At 70.0% G+C, this 15,205-nt stretch carries 13 protein-coding genes and 1 tRNA gene; 8 read left to right on the top strand and 6 right to left on the bottom strand.

Translation table 11 applies throughout. The features are described 5' to 3' along the window. The first annotated feature begins 41 nt into the window (after positions 1-41). The gene (locus AB0N22_RS08545; protein WP_364638135.1) at positions 42-2,087 is read left to right on the top strand and encodes an ATP-dependent DNA helicase UvrD2; all 2,046 of its coding nucleotides are present in this window, start codon (positions 42-44) and stop codon (positions 2,085-2,087) included. A gap of 75 nt (positions 2,088-2,162) precedes the next feature. Here AB0N22_RS08545 and AB0N22_RS08540 read toward each other — a convergent pair whose 3' ends face one another. The 3 genes from AB0N22_RS08540 to AB0N22_RS08530 all read right to left on the bottom strand — a co-directional run bounded on the left by AB0N22_RS08540 (position 2,163) and on the right by AB0N22_RS08530 (position 4,754). Further along, positions 2,163-3,548, bottom strand: coding sequence for an AarF/ABC1/UbiB kinase family protein (locus AB0N22_RS08540; RefSeq protein WP_364638132.1), 1,386 nt, complete (start codon positions 3,546-3,548; stop codon positions 2,163-2,165). Positions 3,549-3,575: 27 nt separating this feature from the next. Further along, a complete protein-coding gene (locus tag AB0N22_RS08535) occupies positions 3,576-4,463 on the bottom strand; it encodes a hypothetical protein (RefSeq protein WP_364638129.1) in 888 nt (295 codons plus the stop codon). Between the two features lie 132 nt (positions 4,464-4,595). Then, positions 4,596-4,754: a DUF5679 domain-containing protein gene (locus AB0N22_RS08530; protein ID WP_200935378.1), complete on the bottom strand. Its 159-nt coding sequence runs from the start codon at positions 4,752-4,754 to the stop codon at positions 4,596-4,598. 442 nt (positions 4,755-5,196) lie between these two features. On the opposite strand from AB0N22_RS08530, the gene AB0N22_RS08525 reads away from it, so the two are divergent. After that, positions 5,197-5,697: a M48 family metallopeptidase gene (locus tag AB0N22_RS08525; protein WP_364638126.1), complete on the top strand. Its 501-nt coding sequence runs from the start codon at positions 5,197-5,199 to the stop codon at positions 5,695-5,697. Here the strand turns inward: AB0N22_RS08525 and AB0N22_RS08520 are convergent. Beyond that, entirely contained in the window at positions 5,648-6,199 is a 552-nt protein-coding gene (locus AB0N22_RS08520; RefSeq protein WP_364638123.1) for an NUDIX domain-containing protein, read from the bottom strand. The two genes, AB0N22_RS08525 and AB0N22_RS08520, sit on opposite strands and share 50 nt — an antisense overlap. Then, positions 6,196-7,509 carry a zinc-dependent metalloprotease gene (locus AB0N22_RS08515; RefSeq protein ID WP_364638120.1) on the bottom strand — a complete coding sequence of 438 codons (1,314 nt, stop codon included), beginning with the start codon at positions 7,507-7,509 and terminating at the stop codon, positions 6,196-6,198. The genes AB0N22_RS08520 and AB0N22_RS08515 overlap by 4 nt, the downstream gene beginning before the upstream one ends. Positions 7,510-7,576: 67 nt before the next feature. Here AB0N22_RS08515 and AB0N22_RS08510 point away from each other — a divergent pair, with 67 nt between their 5' ends. The 6 genes from AB0N22_RS08510 (at position 7,577) to AB0N22_RS08485 (ending at position 13,162) form a co-directional block, all read left to right on the top strand. Then, positions 7,577-8,038 (top strand): molybdenum cofactor biosynthesis protein MoaE, encoded by a 462-nt coding sequence (locus AB0N22_RS08510; protein WP_364638118.1) that lies wholly within the window; start codon positions 7,577-7,579, stop codon positions 8,036-8,038. Between the two features lie 9 nt (positions 8,039-8,047). Further along, positions 8,048-9,118, top strand: coding sequence for a PDZ domain-containing protein (locus AB0N22_RS08505; protein ID WP_364638115.1), 1,071 nt, complete (start codon positions 8,048-8,050; stop codon positions 9,116-9,118). Continuing rightward, positions 9,109-9,618 (top strand): PPA1309 family protein, encoded by a 510-nt coding sequence (locus tag AB0N22_RS08500; protein ID WP_364638112.1) that lies wholly within the window; start codon positions 9,109-9,111, stop codon positions 9,616-9,618. The genes AB0N22_RS08505 and AB0N22_RS08500 overlap by 10 nt, the downstream gene beginning before the upstream one ends. 29 nt (positions 9,619-9,647) lie before the next feature. Next, positions 9,648-12,563: a UPF0182 family protein gene (locus tag AB0N22_RS08495; RefSeq protein WP_364638109.1), complete on the top strand. Its 2,916-nt coding sequence runs from the start codon at positions 9,648-9,650 to the stop codon at positions 12,561-12,563. 60 nt (positions 12,564-12,623) lie between these two features. Continuing rightward, positions 12,624-12,700: transfer RNA gene (locus AB0N22_RS08490), tRNA-Met, on the top strand. 111 nt (positions 12,701-12,811) lie between these two features. Then, a complete protein-coding gene (locus AB0N22_RS08485; RefSeq protein ID WP_364638106.1) occupies positions 12,812-13,162 on the top strand; it encodes a nuclear transport factor 2 family protein in 351 nt (116 codons plus the stop codon). A gap of 33 nt (positions 13,163-13,195) precedes the next feature. Here AB0N22_RS08485 and AB0N22_RS08480 read toward each other — a convergent pair whose 3' ends face one another. Further along, a complete protein-coding gene (locus AB0N22_RS08480; protein WP_364638102.1) occupies positions 13,196-15,004 on the bottom strand; it encodes a bacterial transcriptional activator domain-containing protein in 1,809 nt (602 codons plus the stop codon). Positions 15,005-15,205 lie beyond the last annotated feature (201 nt).

Raw genomic sequence — 15,205 nt, 5'->3', positions numbered from 1 at the left:
GACCGATTCGCCCATTCCGCCATGACCAGTGAGGAGCCCGCGTGCCGGACGCCGACGACCTGCTGACCGGCCTGGATCCTGAGCAGCGAGAGGTCGCCCAGGCGCTCCGCGGCCCGGTCAGTGTCATCGCGGGTGCCGGCACCGGCAAGACCCGCGCGATCACCCACCGCATGGCGTACGGCGTGGCGACCGGCGTCTACAAGCCGACCGAGGTCCTCGCCGTCACCTTCACGGCCCGCGCGGCCGGCGAGATGCGCACGCGGTTGCGCCAGCTCGGCGCCGAGGGCGTCCAGGCCAGGACGTTCCACTCGGCTGCGCTGCGTCAGGCCCGTTACTTCTGGCCCCAGGTCTACGGCGGCGAGTTCCCTGAGGTCACGGCTTCCAAGTTCGCCCTCGTCGCCGAGGCGGCCCGGCGGCTGGGCTTGCGCACGGACACCCCGTTGCTGCGCGACCTGTCGGCCGAGATCGAGTGGGCCAAGGTGTCCAACATCCGGCCTGCCGCCTACGCCGCCGCGGCCGGTCCCGCCCGTCGTGAGGTCGCCGACCTCGACCACCCCACGGTCGGCAACATCATGGCGGCCTACGAAGACGTCAAGCGCGACCGCGGCCGCATCGACATGGAGGACATCCTCCTGATCACCGCCGCGATCCTCGCCGACGACGAGCGCATCGCGGCGCAGGTGCGCCAGCAGTACCGCTGGTTCGTGGTCGACGAGTTCCAGGACGTCAACCCGTTGCAGTCGACGTTGCTCGAGCTGTGGCTCGGCGGCCGCAACGACATCTGCGTCGTGGGCGACCCGCGTCAGACGATCTACTCGTTCGCCGGTGCATCGCCCGAGATCCTGGCGTCATTCGGCCGGCGCCACCAGGGTGCGCAGCGCATCGAGCTGGTCCGCAACTACCGGTCCACGCCCCAGATCGTCGCCGCCGCCAACGCAGTCTTCAGCCGCACCAACGGCACCGACGGCGTACGCCTGCAGTCGCAGCAGGAGCCCGGCGACCCGGTGACCTACATCGGCTTCCCCGACGAGCAGGCCGAGGCCGCCGCGGTGGCGAGCGAGATCTCGTTGCTCCACCGCCGGGGCGTGTCCTACAAGGAGATGGCCATCCTGTTCCGCATCAACGCCCAGTCCGAGGCGTTCGAGGAGGCGCTGGGCGAGCACGGCATCCCCTACGTCCTGCGGGGTGTCGAGGGGTTCTTCCGGCGAGCCGAGGTACGCCAGGCGGTGACCTTGCTGCGCGGCGCGGCGCGGGGCGGCGAGGGCGGTGGCGAGCTGGTCCAGGAGGTGCGGGCGATCTTCGCCGCGATGGGCCACACCGACGAGCCGCCGACGGCCGCTGGTGCCGTGCGCGACCGCTGGGAGTCGCTGCACGCGATCGTCTCGATGGCCGCCGAGCTGGTCGAGTCCGATCCTGCTGCCGACCTCACGGCCCTCGTCGCCGACCTCGACCGGCGCGCCGACCAGGCGCACGCCCCGGCTGCTGACGGCGTCACGCTGGCGACCCTGCACTCGGCCAAGGGCCTGGAGTGGGATGCCGTGTTCTGCGTCGGCATGCACGAGGGCATGATGCCGAGCGTCCATGCCGACACGCCTGCGGCGGTCGAGGAGGAGCGCCGGCTGTTCTACGTCGGGCTGACCCGGGCGCGGCACGACCTGATGATCTCGTGGGCGGTGACCCGCAACCGCGGTGGCCGTGGCAACCGCCGGCCCACCCGCTTCCTCGACCCTCTGCTGCCCGCCGACCACGAGGCACGCCAGACTGCGCGACAGCCGCGCGAGCGCAAGGTCGCCAAGTGCCGCGTGTGCAACACGGTCCTAGCGGTCGCCGACCGCAAGCGCGGCCGCTGCGAGGACTGCCCGGCGACCTACGACGAGGAGCTCTACGAGCAGCTCCGCGCCTGGCGCACCGAGCAGGCGACCGAGCAGGGCAAGCCGGCCTACGTGATCTTCACCGACGCCACCTTGCAGTCGATCGCCGAGGTCAAGCCGGCCGACCCCGACGCGCTCGCCAAGGTGCCGGGCATCGGACCGGCCAAGCTCGAGAAGTACGCCGACTCGGTGCTGGAGCTCATCAAGTCACGCTGACTCCGCGTCGGCGGGTCGACCACCACGATCCCCGGGCCGGTGGTGGCGCGTCCCGCCACACCTCGGAGGGCTTGCTCAGGCTTCGGCAAATCCGGGCAGCGACTCCTCGAGGATCGTGCGGAAGGGCGCCGTGGCGCCGAGCTGGCTCAGCACGCCGACACCGCCCAGCCACACCCGGTGGATCAACAGGTACTGCGGCGGCAGGTTGATCTTCATCGCCGTGCCCATGCCCTCCGACGTCAACGCGCTGACCCGCAGCGTCTGCGCGCGCATCCACTCGCGGCTGAACGTGAAGCGTTCGACGCTGGCCGGCTCGACGAACGGTCCGATGTACCGCGCGATCGTGTCGGCGTCGAGGTCGGTCGTCCGTTTCAGGAACCCCTCGTCGCGCAGGCCCTCCAGCACGAGGTCGTACTCTCCGTCGACCGCGTGGCGCAGCAGGCGGCCCACGGGCTCGGGCAGTCCGTCGGGCAGCCGGGCAACGGCGCCGTAGTCGACGACCCCGAGGCGGCCGTCGGGCATGATGCGGAAGTTGCCCGGGTGCGGATCGGCGTGCAGCATCCCCGTGCGGCTCGGGCCGGCGAACAGGAACCTGACGTACGCCTCTCCGTAGCGGTCGCGCTCCTCCTGCGTGCCGTTGGTGATGACCTGCGCGAGCGAGTGGTCGCTCTCCAGCCAGGTCGAGACGAGCGCGTGCTCGGTGTAGGCGAGCACGTCCGCGACGACGATCTCCGGGTCACCGTCGAACTCGGCGGCGAACACGCTCTGCGCACCCGCCTCGAGGGTGTAGTCGAGCTCCTCGGCGACACGGTCCTGCAGCTCCTGGACCAGCGGCTTGACGTCCAGGCCCGGCGCCAGGGTGCCGAACAAGCGGGCCAGCCGCGCAATCTGCTTGAGGTCGGCCGTCAGGGCCTTGGCGGCCCCGGGGTACTGCAGCTTGACCGCCACCTCCTGGCCGTCGGCCCACACCGCACGATGCACCTGGCCGATCGAGGCCGAGGCGGCCGGCTTGTCCTCGAACGAGGTGAACTGCTCGCGCCAGTCGGCGCCGAACTCCTCGGTCATGACGCGGTGGACGGTGTCGGGTGGCATGGGCGGTGCGGCGTCCTGCAGCTTGACGAGCGTCTCGCGATAGGGACCGATGAACTCCTCGGGCAGGGCGGCCTCGAAGATGCTCATGGCCTGGCCGAACTTCATCGCCCCACCCTTGAGCTGCCCGAGCACCGAGAAGATCTGGTCAGCCGTGCGCCGCTGGACCTCGTTGAGCACGACGTTGGCCGGCGCGCCGACCATGCGCTTGCCGAGCCCCAGGGTCGTCCGCCCGGCGAACCCCACCGGCAGCGACGCGAGGCGCGCGGTGCGCAGGAACGCGCTGCCGGTCAGCGGCCGACCAGCAGGAGCACCCTTGCCGGGCGCACCTGGTCGGTCCGGCCCGTCGGGCTGGTCGGGAGTCTTGGGCACCTGGTCAGGATAGTCGCGGGGACCCCATCAGGCGGCGCGGAGCAGGTCACAGGTGCAGGCGTGGTGGAACGCCAGCGGCCAGGCCGCCCGCTCGTCGTGCGCCGGGCCGACCACCAGGCAGCGACCCGTCGTGCGGCCGGGCCGGCCCTCTGCGTGCGCCAGCACCTCGACCGCGATCTCGAGGGCCGCCGCGTGCAGCGTCACGGCGCCGACGGCCGGCGGTGTCATCGTCGCGGTCTGGCGGCCGAGCTGGTGCACCAGGGCGGGCCAGGCGCGGTCCCAGTCGGCACGGTGCAGGTCGTGGCAGGACATGCACGGCGTGAAGCCGGGTCGCACCAGCGGTCCGATCCGCACCCGGTCCTCGTCGATCACGACAGGCAGGTGGTCGAGGCCGAGCCGAACGGACTGCTCGAACACGGTGCGTGCGGGTTCACCGCACGAGACGACGACCAAGAGGTCGGGCTCGTCCGCGCCGAGGTCGGTCACTCCGGAGTCCGTGAGGATCGCCTGCGCGATCTCGGCCAGTCGCCGGCTGCCGGCGTCCGCGTGCACCGACAGCCCGTACGCCTGCCGGTGGCGCAGTCGGGCCGGGTCGTCACCGACGACGTCGGCATGGCGGGCCTCGGCGTCCATGCCACGACGCCGGGCACCGCTCCATCTCGTGGCGTCGAAGACCACGCCGGCGGATCGCAGCTCGGCGAGGACCTCGGCCACTGGCCTGCCGAGCTCGGGGATCGTCGCACGGGCGACGGCAGCCAGGCGCTCGACGTCCCGGGCCCCGTCGAGCAGGCGCAGCAGCTCGACCAGCCCCGGGCGGTCGGCGAAGACGATGCCGGGGGAGGTGCCGACCTGCAGGTGCGTCGCGTCCCTGCGCAGGAGTGGGGCTCCGGGCCGGAGCGCGGGACGGAAGGCCATGGCCTCAGCGTCGCTGCTCGAGGCTGATCGAGCGAGCACGCCGTCCACACACACGAGTGCGGAGGACCCGACATGGTGTCGGATCCTCCGCAAAGCTCGGGGAAGTGCGGGGCCCGGATCCCCGCGGGTGGCTCAGGCCTTACCGAGGATCCGGTTCAGCTTGGTGCCACAGACCGGGCAGACGCCCTTGGCCATACGAGTGCCCTTGTCACTGACGTGGACCTCTCCGGACGCCTCGCGCTTTTCCTTGCACTTGACGCAGTAGAACTCGCCACTCCATGTTTCCGACATTGCGGCCTCCTTGCCGATGTGGTGCTAGTCACGTTCAGCGTACGCGCGAGGGGGGCGTTTCACGCTCAGCCGAGCGTAAAGGGCTTCGGCGCGTCGTCGCGGCGGAAATCCCGCGTCGCGGTGGCACCGGGCGGCCGGCACACGAGCGAGGCTCCCGACGGAGCTTGCCTTCCCCTTGCGAGCTCCGTCGAGAGCCTCGAGTGGCGCTCACGCTAGGGCTCTTCGGCGGTGAGGGCAACCGGTTTCCAGCACCTGTTGTCCACGCCTGTGGATAACTGTGGGGACAACTTGTGGGGAACGCCGAGAGGGCATGTGGACGAGACGGTGCACAACCTGTGTGCCCGTCCCACACCCATCGCTGATCTGCCTGTGTGACCAGCCGCTTTGCACAGACCGCGTTGTGGACGGACGAAAGGTCGGCGGACCGAGATAGGTTTTCGGCATGGGAGAGGTCGAGATCCGTCGCAGCGCACGGCGCAAGCGCACGGTGCGCGCCTACCGCGAGGGCGACAAGACCATCGTGCTGATGCCGGCCCACCTGTCTGCGGCCGAGGAGGAGCGCCACGTGCGCAGCCTGGTCGAGCGACTCGACCGCCGCGAGCAGCGCGTCCGCCCGAGCGACGACGACCTCCGGGCGCGGGCGACCCAGCTGTCCGAGACCTTCCTCAACGGACGCGCAGTGCCGTTGTCCGTGCGCTGGGTCGGCAACCAGAACAGCCGATGGGGATCGTGCACCAGCGCCGACCGCAGCATCCGGCTGTCGGACCGGCTCAAGGGCATGCCGGAGTGGGTCGTCGACTACGTCCTGCTGCACGAGCTGGCCCACCTGATCGAGCCCAACCACAGCAAGCGGTTCTGGGCGCTCGTCGAGGCCTACCCGGAGACCGCGAAGGCTAAGGGCTTCCTCGAAGGCGTGTCCTGGCAGCAGCGATCAGCGCCCTGACCGAGTCGTCCGTCTCCGCAGGCAGCGCCTCGACGTCGAACCACGCGAGATCGTCCGACTCGTCACTGATGACGTGACGCGCGCCCGCCGGGGCGACGGCGACGTACTGCACGTCGAGGTGGTGCGCCGGGCGCACCGGGCCGCACGGCACCTCGTGGCGCGACAGCAGCACGGGCACGGGATCGATCGCGAGATCGTGGATGCCGCTCTCCTCGCGGCCCTCCCGCAGCGCCGCCTCGGTGAGGGTCGCATCACCAGGCTCGCAATGCCCCCCGGTCTGCAACCACCGCTTGATGACACGGTGCAGCGTCAGGAGCACGCGCTCGTGATCGGCGGAGAAGATGATCGCGCTCGCGGTCAGGTGGTCCGGGTGGCACTCCCGGCTCATCGCATCGGCGTACGTCTCGGTGTGCGCGACGTACAGCCGGCGCAGCCGCTCCTGCTCGTCGTCGGGCGCGGCCCACGCATGCAGGACGCCGTGCGCGTCGTCACGCAGCGTCACTCGCGGGGGCCGTCGGCGCCGGGCTCGGACTCGCCGGCCTCACCGGGGTCGTTGTCGAGCAGCTCGCCGAGCGCGGCGTCGAAGTCGTCGTCGCTCTGCGTACGGTGCTCGCCCTGGGCGAAGCCCAGCGGATCGTCGAGGTCCGCCGTCGACGGCATCAGGTCCGGGTGGCTCCAGACGGCGTCGCGGGCGTCGGCACCCTGCCGGTCGCGCAACGCGGCCCAGAGCGTCGTGGCCTCGCGGAGCTTGCGGGGCCGGAGCTCCAGCCCGACCAGCGAGGCGAACGTCTGCTCGGCCGGGCCACCGGCGGCGCGCCGACGGCGCATCGCCTCGGCGAGCGGTGCCGCGGCCGGCATCCGGTCCTTGGTCGCCTGCGTGACGATCTCGTCGACCCAGCCCTCGATGAAGGCGAGCAGCGTCTCGAGGCGGTCGAGGGCGCGCTGCTGCTCGGGCGTGCGCTCGGGCTCGAACAGGCCACCTGCAAGAGCTTCCTGGAGCTCCTCGGGGCGCGAGGGATCGAGGCCGTGCAGCTGCGACTCGATCGCCCCCACGTCGATGCGGGTGCCGCGGCCGAACTCCTCGACCGCCCCGACGAGGGCGGGCCGGAGCCACGGGGCGTGGTGGAACAGGCGGTGGTGGGCGCACTCGCGCAGGACGACGTAGAGGAGCACGTCGGACGCCTTGTGCTCGAGGCCCTCGCCGAATGCCTCGACCCCGGACGGCAGGACGGCGGCGATGCGCTCCGGGCCGAGGGGGATGCCGATGTCGGTCGACGACACGACCTCGCCTGCGAGCCCGCCGAGGGCCTGGCCGACCTGCTGGCCGAACATGGCTCCGCCGGCCTGGGACAGCATGCCGATGAGCGGGCCGGCCATGGCCTTGGCCTCGTCGGGCAGTGCCTCGCCCATCGCCTTGACGACGTGTGCGGCGATCGGCTCGACGAGCTGCTGCCAGGTGCCGGAGGTCGCCTCGATCCACTCGGCCCTGCTCCACGCGGTCGCGGTGGTGGCGCCGACGGGCATCGACGTGACGGTGTCGAGCCAGGACTCGGCGAGCTGTGCGGCGTCGTCGACGGCACCCTGCTGCGCGGAGCTGGGCGACGGGTCGGGGCCCGCGGCGGCGACGGTGTGCCGCGCGACGTCCTTGGCGAGGTCGAAGTTGACGCTGCCCTCGTGCGGGGCGAACATCTTCTGCATCTGGCCCATGATCTGGTTCATGTCCATCTGGCCGCCGGAGAACGCCCCGAACAGCTGCTCCATGGGCGTGCCCTTGAAGGGGTTCTCGGGCTCTTCGTTCTCGTTCTCGGCCATACGGCAACAGTAGCGACCGGATCCGCAGGTCCCACGGGATCTGTGTTCGCCCTACGATGAATCGACCATGACTGCCGTACGCTTGCTCGACATCCGTGACGCACCGCTGAGCCTCGACGAGGTGTACGACGCGGTGACCGACCCCGTCGCGGGCGGCATCTGCATGTTCATCGGGACGGTGCGCGACCACGACGAGGGTCAGGAGGTCGCCGCCCTCGGCTACTCCTCGCACCCGACCGCTTTGGCGCGTCTGCAGGACGTCGCGCAGCGCATCGCCGACGAGTGCGACGTGGTCGGCTTGGCCGGCGTGCACCGCGTCGGGGACCTGGCGGTGGGTGACCTGGCGGTCGTCGTGGCCGCGTCGGCAGCACACCGCGCGCAGGCGTTCGAGGCCTGCCGGCGCCTCATCGACGAGCTCAAGACCGACGTGCCGGTGTGGAAGCACCAGACCTACACCTCGGGCGACGCCGCATGGGTGGGTTCGCCCGACGCCCCGGCCGGAGGCCCCGAGGTTGCCGGCACTGACTAGGCTCAGGGTGTGTCCGACCCGTCGAAGCTGAGTGCTCGCTACACGACGATGGTCGTCGCAACACTCTCTTTGATCGTGCTGAGCTGCCTGGCCTGGATGGTGCCGGTGCCCTACGTACGCCTGCAGCCGGGGCCGGCCTACGACACGTTGGGCGAGTTCAACGGCAAGCCGATGTTCACGTTCGGCGACGGCGTCAAGACCTACCCGACGAGCGGCTCGCTCGACTTCACCACCGTACGTGTGGGAGGGCCCGAGCAGAACCTCTCGCTGGTCGAAGCCGTCGCGGCCTACTTCGACGGCGACAAGGCCGTCGTGCCCAAGGACCTGATCTACCCCGACAACGAGACGCAGGAGGAGTCGACCGCCGAGTCCGCCGCCCAGCTGTCCGGCTCCAAGGACTCCTCGCGGGTGGCTGCCTTGCGTGCCGCCGGCTACACCGTCACCGGCCGTCCGTCGGTCGCCGGCGTGGTCAAGGACGGCGCATCGGCCAAGGTCCTCAAGCCCGGCGACGTCTTCACCGCCGTCGACGGCAGCAAGGTCACCACGCCGGACCAGGTCGTCAAGGCCGTCGGCACGCACGAGCCGGGCGAGGTCGTACGCATGACGGTCGAGCGCAAGGGCCGGTCGCTGCAGGTCCCGGTCACGACCCGGGCCGATCCCGAGGACAAGAGCATCCCGCGGGTCGGCATCACGATCGGGGTGACCTACACCTACCCCATCAAGATCGACAACAACGTCGGTCGTACCGTCGGCGGGCCCAGCGCCGGCACGATGTTCGCGCTCGCGATCTACGACAAGCTGACGCCCGGCTCACTGACCGGTGGCAACAAGATCGCCGGCACCGGTGAGATGACCCCCGAGGGCACGGTCGGGCCGATCGGCGGCATCCGCCAGAAGATCGCCGGGGCCGCCGACGGCGGCGCCACGATCTTCCTGGTCCCGGCCGCCAACTGCGCCGAGGCCACCGACGGCGACGACCACGGACTGCAGCTGGTCAAGATCTCCGAGCTCGACGACGCGATCTCGTCGCTCGAGGCGCTGGCCAAGGACGCGCACGCCAAGGTCCCGACATGCAGCTGATGCCGGACTCGCCGCTGCGCCAGGCCGCGCTCGAGGTCGAGTCGCACGTGGGCGCCGAGGGGTGGGACCAGCCGCCACGACTGTTCGCCCTCGTGCCCACCGCCGAGCTGATCGCCCGGGAGCCGGGACTCGCGGAGCAGCTCGCCGGAGACGCAGCCAGCATGACGCCCGTCGAGCAGGAGCTGCCGTCCGGGCGGGAGCTCGAGGACCTGCTGACCGAGATCACCTGGCCCGATGCCGTCACAGGCTGTGCCGCCGTCGTCGAGCGCATCATGCTGCCGCCCGAGGCCGAGGCGTCGTTGCCGGACGACCCCGACGAGCTGCTCGCCGTCGTCGCGGCTCACCCGGACCGCCGCGAGGTGCGCCTCGTCGCCGCCGTGGTGCGCGACGGGCAGGCACACAGTGCCGTACGCGCCCGAGAACCCCATGATGCCGAGCTGCTGGAGGGGCCCGATCTCGTACCGGGCCTGATCGAACACCTCCGCCGCACTCTGGCATAGAGTCTTGTCACCCCGTCACCAGGAGCCACGTGAGCGACATCTTCGGAACCCCCCGCCCTCGCAGGGAGCCCCGGCAAGGACCTGACCGGCGTCAGCGCGTGCTGGTGCCCACCCTCATCACGTTGGCACTGCTGCTGTTCCTCGGCTCGATCTTCACGAGCGTCTGGACCGATCGCCTCTGGTTCAAGTCGGTCGGCTACAGCGACGTGTTCCGCAGCGTGCTGCTGACGCGGGTCTCGCTGTTCTTGATCATGGGGCTGATCTTCGGGCTGTTCGTCGTCGGCAACCTCGTCGTCGCCTACCGCACACGTCCCGACGCGGCGCCAATGCGCCGGGACGACCCGGCCTACCGCTACCGACTGGCGCTCACGCCGTTGCTTCGCCCGCTCGCGATCGGCTTCGGCCTCGTCCTGACCGGCTTCTCCGGCTCGGTCGCCGCGGCGCACTGGGACACGTTCCAGAAGTGGCGGCACGGCACGTCGTTCGGCACCAAGGACGCCCAGTTCGGCAAGGACGTGGGGTTCTACGTCTTCGACTACCCGTGGTGGCGGTTCCTGACGTCGTTCTCGTTCGCGATGATCGTCATCACGGTGCTCACGGTGCTGTTCCTCAACTACGTCTACGGCGGCATCCGGATCGCCGGGCGCGGCCCGAAGCTCACGCGTGCCGCGCAGGTGCACCTGTCGGTGCTGGTCGGCATCGGCGTGCTGCTGCGCGCGGTCTCGTACTACCTCGACCGTTTCGGTCTGGCGATCGGCTCGGGCGGTCTGGTCGACGGCATCACCTACACCGACGCCAACGCGCGCATCCCCAGCAAGAACATCCTGATCGGCGTCGCGATCGTGTGCGCCCTGCTGTTCTTCGCCGCGATCTTCATCCGGTCCTGGGCCCTGCCGGCGATCGGCCTGGGCCTGTTGGCTCTCACCTCGATCCTCATTGGCGCCATCTGGCCTGCCGTGATGCAGGGCTTCCAGGTCAACCCGTCGGAGCCGGACAAGGAGGGGCCCTACATCGCCAGGAACATCGAGGCGACGCGGCAGGCGTTCGACGTCGCCGACACCGACGTGCAGACCTACTCGGCCAAGACCGACCTGACGCCCGCAGCCCTCGCCGCGTCGGCGGAGTCACGGGTCAGCACCCGCCTGCTCGACCCGACGCTGATCTCCGACGCGTTCCAGCAGCTCCAGCAGGTGCGCGGCTACTACACCGTGCCCCGGACCCTCGACGTCGACCGCTACCAGCTCGAGGGCGAGGACCGGCCGCAGGACACCATCATCGCGGCTCGCGAGCTCAACCTCGACGGCCTGCAGGACACCCAGCGCAACTGGACCAACGACCACACGGTCTACACCCACGGCTACGGCGTGATCGCAGCCCGGGGCAACCAGCGCGGCGCCAACGGTGAGCCCGTGTTCACCGCCCGTGACATCCCCATGGTCGGCGAGATCAAGACCACCACGCCGCCGCGGATCTACTTCGGCGAGCAGTCCCCGTCGTACTCGATCGTCGGGCGGCCCAAGGGTGCCGAGCCGATCGAGGTCGACATCCCGCGCAGCGGCGCTGCTGCCGACGACGACGGCAAGGCGAGCGTCACCCAGAACACGTACGACGGCAAGGGCGGTGTGCCCGTCGGCAACCTGTTCAACAAGGCGCTGTACGCCTTCAAGTTCGCCGAGCCCAACATCGTGCTGTCGGGCCGGGTCAACTCCGAGTCCAAGATCCTCTACGACCGGGAGCCCCGCGACCGGGTCAAGAAGGTCGCGCCGTGGCTCACGGTCGACGGTGACTCCTACCCGGCGGTGGTCAACGGCCGAGTCGTCTGGATCGTCGACGGCTACACGACCAGCAACTCCTACCCCTACTCCGAGCACCGCTCGCTGCGCGAGGCCACGGCCGACACGTTGACCGCCGACGGCAACTCGCAGGCCGCGCTGCCAACCGACCAGGTCAACTACATGCGCAACTCGGTCAAGGCCGTCGTCGACGCGTACGACGGCACGGTCAAGCTCTACCAGTGGGACACCAAGGACCCGGTGCTCAAGACCTGGATGAAGGTGTTCCCCGGCGTCGTGGAGTCCAAGAGCAAGATCAGCAACGGGCTGCTCGAGCACCTGCGCTACCCGGTCGACCTGTTCAAGGTGCAGCGCGACGTGCTGCAGCGCTACCACGTGACCGATCCCCAGGCGTTCTACAACGACGACCAGCGGTGGAAGGTGCCGGAGGACCCGACGGCTCCGGGCAGCTCGACGGCGCTGCAGCCGCCGTACTACCTGTCGACCTCCACGCCCGGCGAGGACGTCCCCACGTTCAGCCTGACGAGCGTCTACCTGCCCAACAAGCGGCAGAACCTCGCGGCGTTCGTGTCGGTCAACTCCGAGGCGACCGACACCGAGGACTTCGGCAAGATGCAGATCCTGCAGCTGGCGAGCGGCAGCCAGGTCGACGGTCCGAGCCAGATCGCCAACAAGCTGCAGACCGACAACGGGGTGACCCAGGCGTTGCTGCCGTTCAAGCAGGCCGGCACCGACATCCAGTACGGCAACCTGTTGACGCTGCCGGTCGGCGGAGGACTCCTGTACGTCCAACCGGTCTACATCAAGCGGCAGGCCTCCGAGGGGTCCTATCCGCAGCTGCAGTACGTCCTCGCCTCGTTCGGCGACGATGTCGGGTTCGGCGAGTCGCTCGACGAGGCGCTGCGGGTGGCGCTCGGCCTTGAGGAGGGCAACACGTCCGGCGAGTCCGACCCTGATCCGGCGCCCGACGACGACCCGCCATCCGACGCCGACCAGACCGCGTCGGAGCTCCTCGACGACGCTTCGCGCTACTACGACCAGGCGCAAGCGGCACTCAAGGACGGCGACCTCGCGACGTACCAGCGGAGGGTCGGCCAGATGGCGCAGGCCATCGAGGACGCCCAGAAGGCCGTCTCGGCCGAGAAGAAGTAGGACGGCGGGGGACCCCGGATTTGATCCGCGGGTCCCCGACCCGTAAAGTGGAGCAGGCGACGCGGGGTGGAGCAGCTCGGTAGCTCGCTGGGCTCATAACCCAGAGGTCACAGGTTCAAATCCTGTCCCCGCTACCAATGAAGGCCCCTGACCAGCAGAAATGCCGGTCAGGGGCCTTTGTCATGCCCGGATCGAGGCACGCCAGGATGCAGCTGGCACGCGAGCTCGGACGGCGGCACACTGGAGGGATGGATCCTGAGGACCTCGTTGCTGCGTACCTCGAGGAGGTGTCGAACGAGCCAGAAGGCGAGCGACGCCGGGCGGCGATTCAACGGTTGTTCGCTGAAGGCGTTCGTTACGTCGATCAAGACGGCCCGGTGGACGGTCGAGAGGCTTTCATCGAACGCATCCACACTCTGGCCACGATGATGAGGCCGACTTCCGAGTTCTCCTTGACGAAGCCGGTCAAGCACGTCGACGACGCCGTGATCTTCCATTGGCAGCTCGGTGTCCCGGGAGAGGATCCCAGTCTGGCGGGGATGAACTTCGCGATCGTCGAGGACGGCCGCATCGTCCGCCTCTACGCGGTCCTCGACTGACAGCGCGCGTGGAGGATCGCGTCGAGCGCGGGGTCACAGACGATCGGCTGCGCGGCGGCCTCGGACCGGCGCTCGCCGGTCCACCAGGGCCCGTGGGACGCTCCAGGTGCCGGCCGGCACGCGCTCGTCCTCCAGGCCTCCGCCGGCGAGGCGGCGCTGGATGCGAGCGCGAACGGAGGGCCTCAACCACAGCTCGAACGCGTCGCGCACCGCGTGGTCACGGAACTGGTACCCCTGATCGCTGAGGCGCAGGAAGCCCCGGTCCGCGAGATGGTCCATGCGGTCCTCGATCTCGGAGCGTCGCAACGCGGTACGCCGATCGTGCCCCACCACGTCCATGACGGTGCTCGGCGTGGCGTCCTGGTCGATGACCGCGAGCACCTGGCAGATCTCCAGGTCCTTCGGGTCGAGGTGCTCGGTCAGGAGCCGGAAGGTCGCACCCGCGGCCATGACACTGCCGAAGCCGGACTCGCTCACCACGTCGAGACCGCGGGGGGTGGAGATGATCTGCCCGGCCGCCATCCACGCACGGAGCTGGGCCACGGCGCGACCAGCGAGGTCGTCGGTGACAGACCTCAAGGTCGCGATCAGGTGGGGCGTGGGCGGACCGGTCAGGATGACGCGCGAGAGCAGACGTAGGTCGGACTCGTCGAGAGGGCCTGATTGCACGGTCGTCACGCGGTAGCGGGCATCAGGATCGGCAGCGAGAAGCCGCGCGGTCACGCCAGACGTCAGCGCGACCAGCACCCGCCCGGCCTGGGGGTCGATGCTCGCCAGCATCTCCCTCAGCTCGGCGTGCGCCCTCTCGGGCCGGGTGTCGACGGGACCCTTGACCGCGACGTCGGTGCGCCCGTCGTGCGTGACCCGTGCCGGGGTCGGACCGCGCCGTGATGCGGTGGCGGGCCGTACGGGCCGCAACGAGGCATGCGCCAGGCGGTCCACCGCTGCGCGCAGAAGGGCCTCCCGGCCCGAGCCCGGAGGACCGACGAGACAGACGACGTCGGATCCGTCGCCGTCGGCCGCTGCTTCCAGTGCCGCGACCAAGGCTCGCACCTCTCGCTCCCGGCCCACCAGCTTCTTGTCCGGGGCCGGACTCTCGACGGGAGCGAGGATCTGTTGGTGCAGGGCGCGGGTCTGCGCCGACGGCGCGGCCCCGAGGCTCGCCTTGAGGTTTCGGCTGAAGCGTTGATAGGTGCGGACAGCCGAGTCGGTCTCGCCGATGGCGGCGTAGGCCTGCATGAGCGTCCTGTGCGCCCGCTCGAAGCACGGGTCAAGGGCAACCGCGACCGTGGCCAGCTCGATGGCGTCGCGTATCCAACCCAGTCGGGTGGCGCTCTCGGCAGCGGTGGCGAGGACGGTCTTGCGGCGGTCGATCAGGTGGTCACGGATCGTGCGTGCCCAGCCGCTCGAGTCGTCGTGGGCGCGGAAGTCGTCGACATAGAGCGCCTCGGACTCCTTGGCCATGGCGACCGATCGGGCGAGGTCTCCCGCGCGCGCAGCGCCCTCCACCTCCAGGGCGAGCAGCCGGTAGGCGCCGACGTCGACCCACGCCCCACAGAGCTGCAGGTCGCCCAGGTGCCGTTCGATGCTGTTCTTCCCCAGCGCGGCACGGATGTGAGCGGTCGCGGTGCGCAGGCTCGCCATCCCCTTCTCCTTCGTGACGTCCGGCCAGAGCGCAGCCACGAGGGTCTCCGAGCTGACGGGCTGGTCAGCCTGGACGGCCAGCAGCCTCAGGAGGTCCGTCGTCTTGCCGGCGGCCCAGTGCGACGACGGCACCAGAGCGCCGTTCGCCCGCCTGACCCACAGCCGCCCGAGCATACGTATCTCGATCTGGTCGACCATCGGCGCTCCCTCGCTCGAACGGGCATGGCGCCCGGTGCTCCCACAGCCGACAGTACGGTGCCGAAGGAGCACCGGCCCTGCAATGACAGGAAGGACTAGGAAAGATGCTTCGTGCTGGTCATGGTGAAAATTTTCGGCAAACACCACCATGGAGGGACGACGCCCAGCTCCCAGACGTCGTAGGGCCGATGTCGACGACGC

The sequence above is a fragment of the Aeromicrobium sp. NPDC092404 genome, from assembly GCF_040684095.1.
Taxonomy (GTDB): Bacteria; Actinomycetota; Actinomycetes; order Propionibacteriales; family Nocardioidaceae; genus Aeromicrobium.
This window is presented reverse-complemented; position numbering and strand designations above follow the sequence as displayed.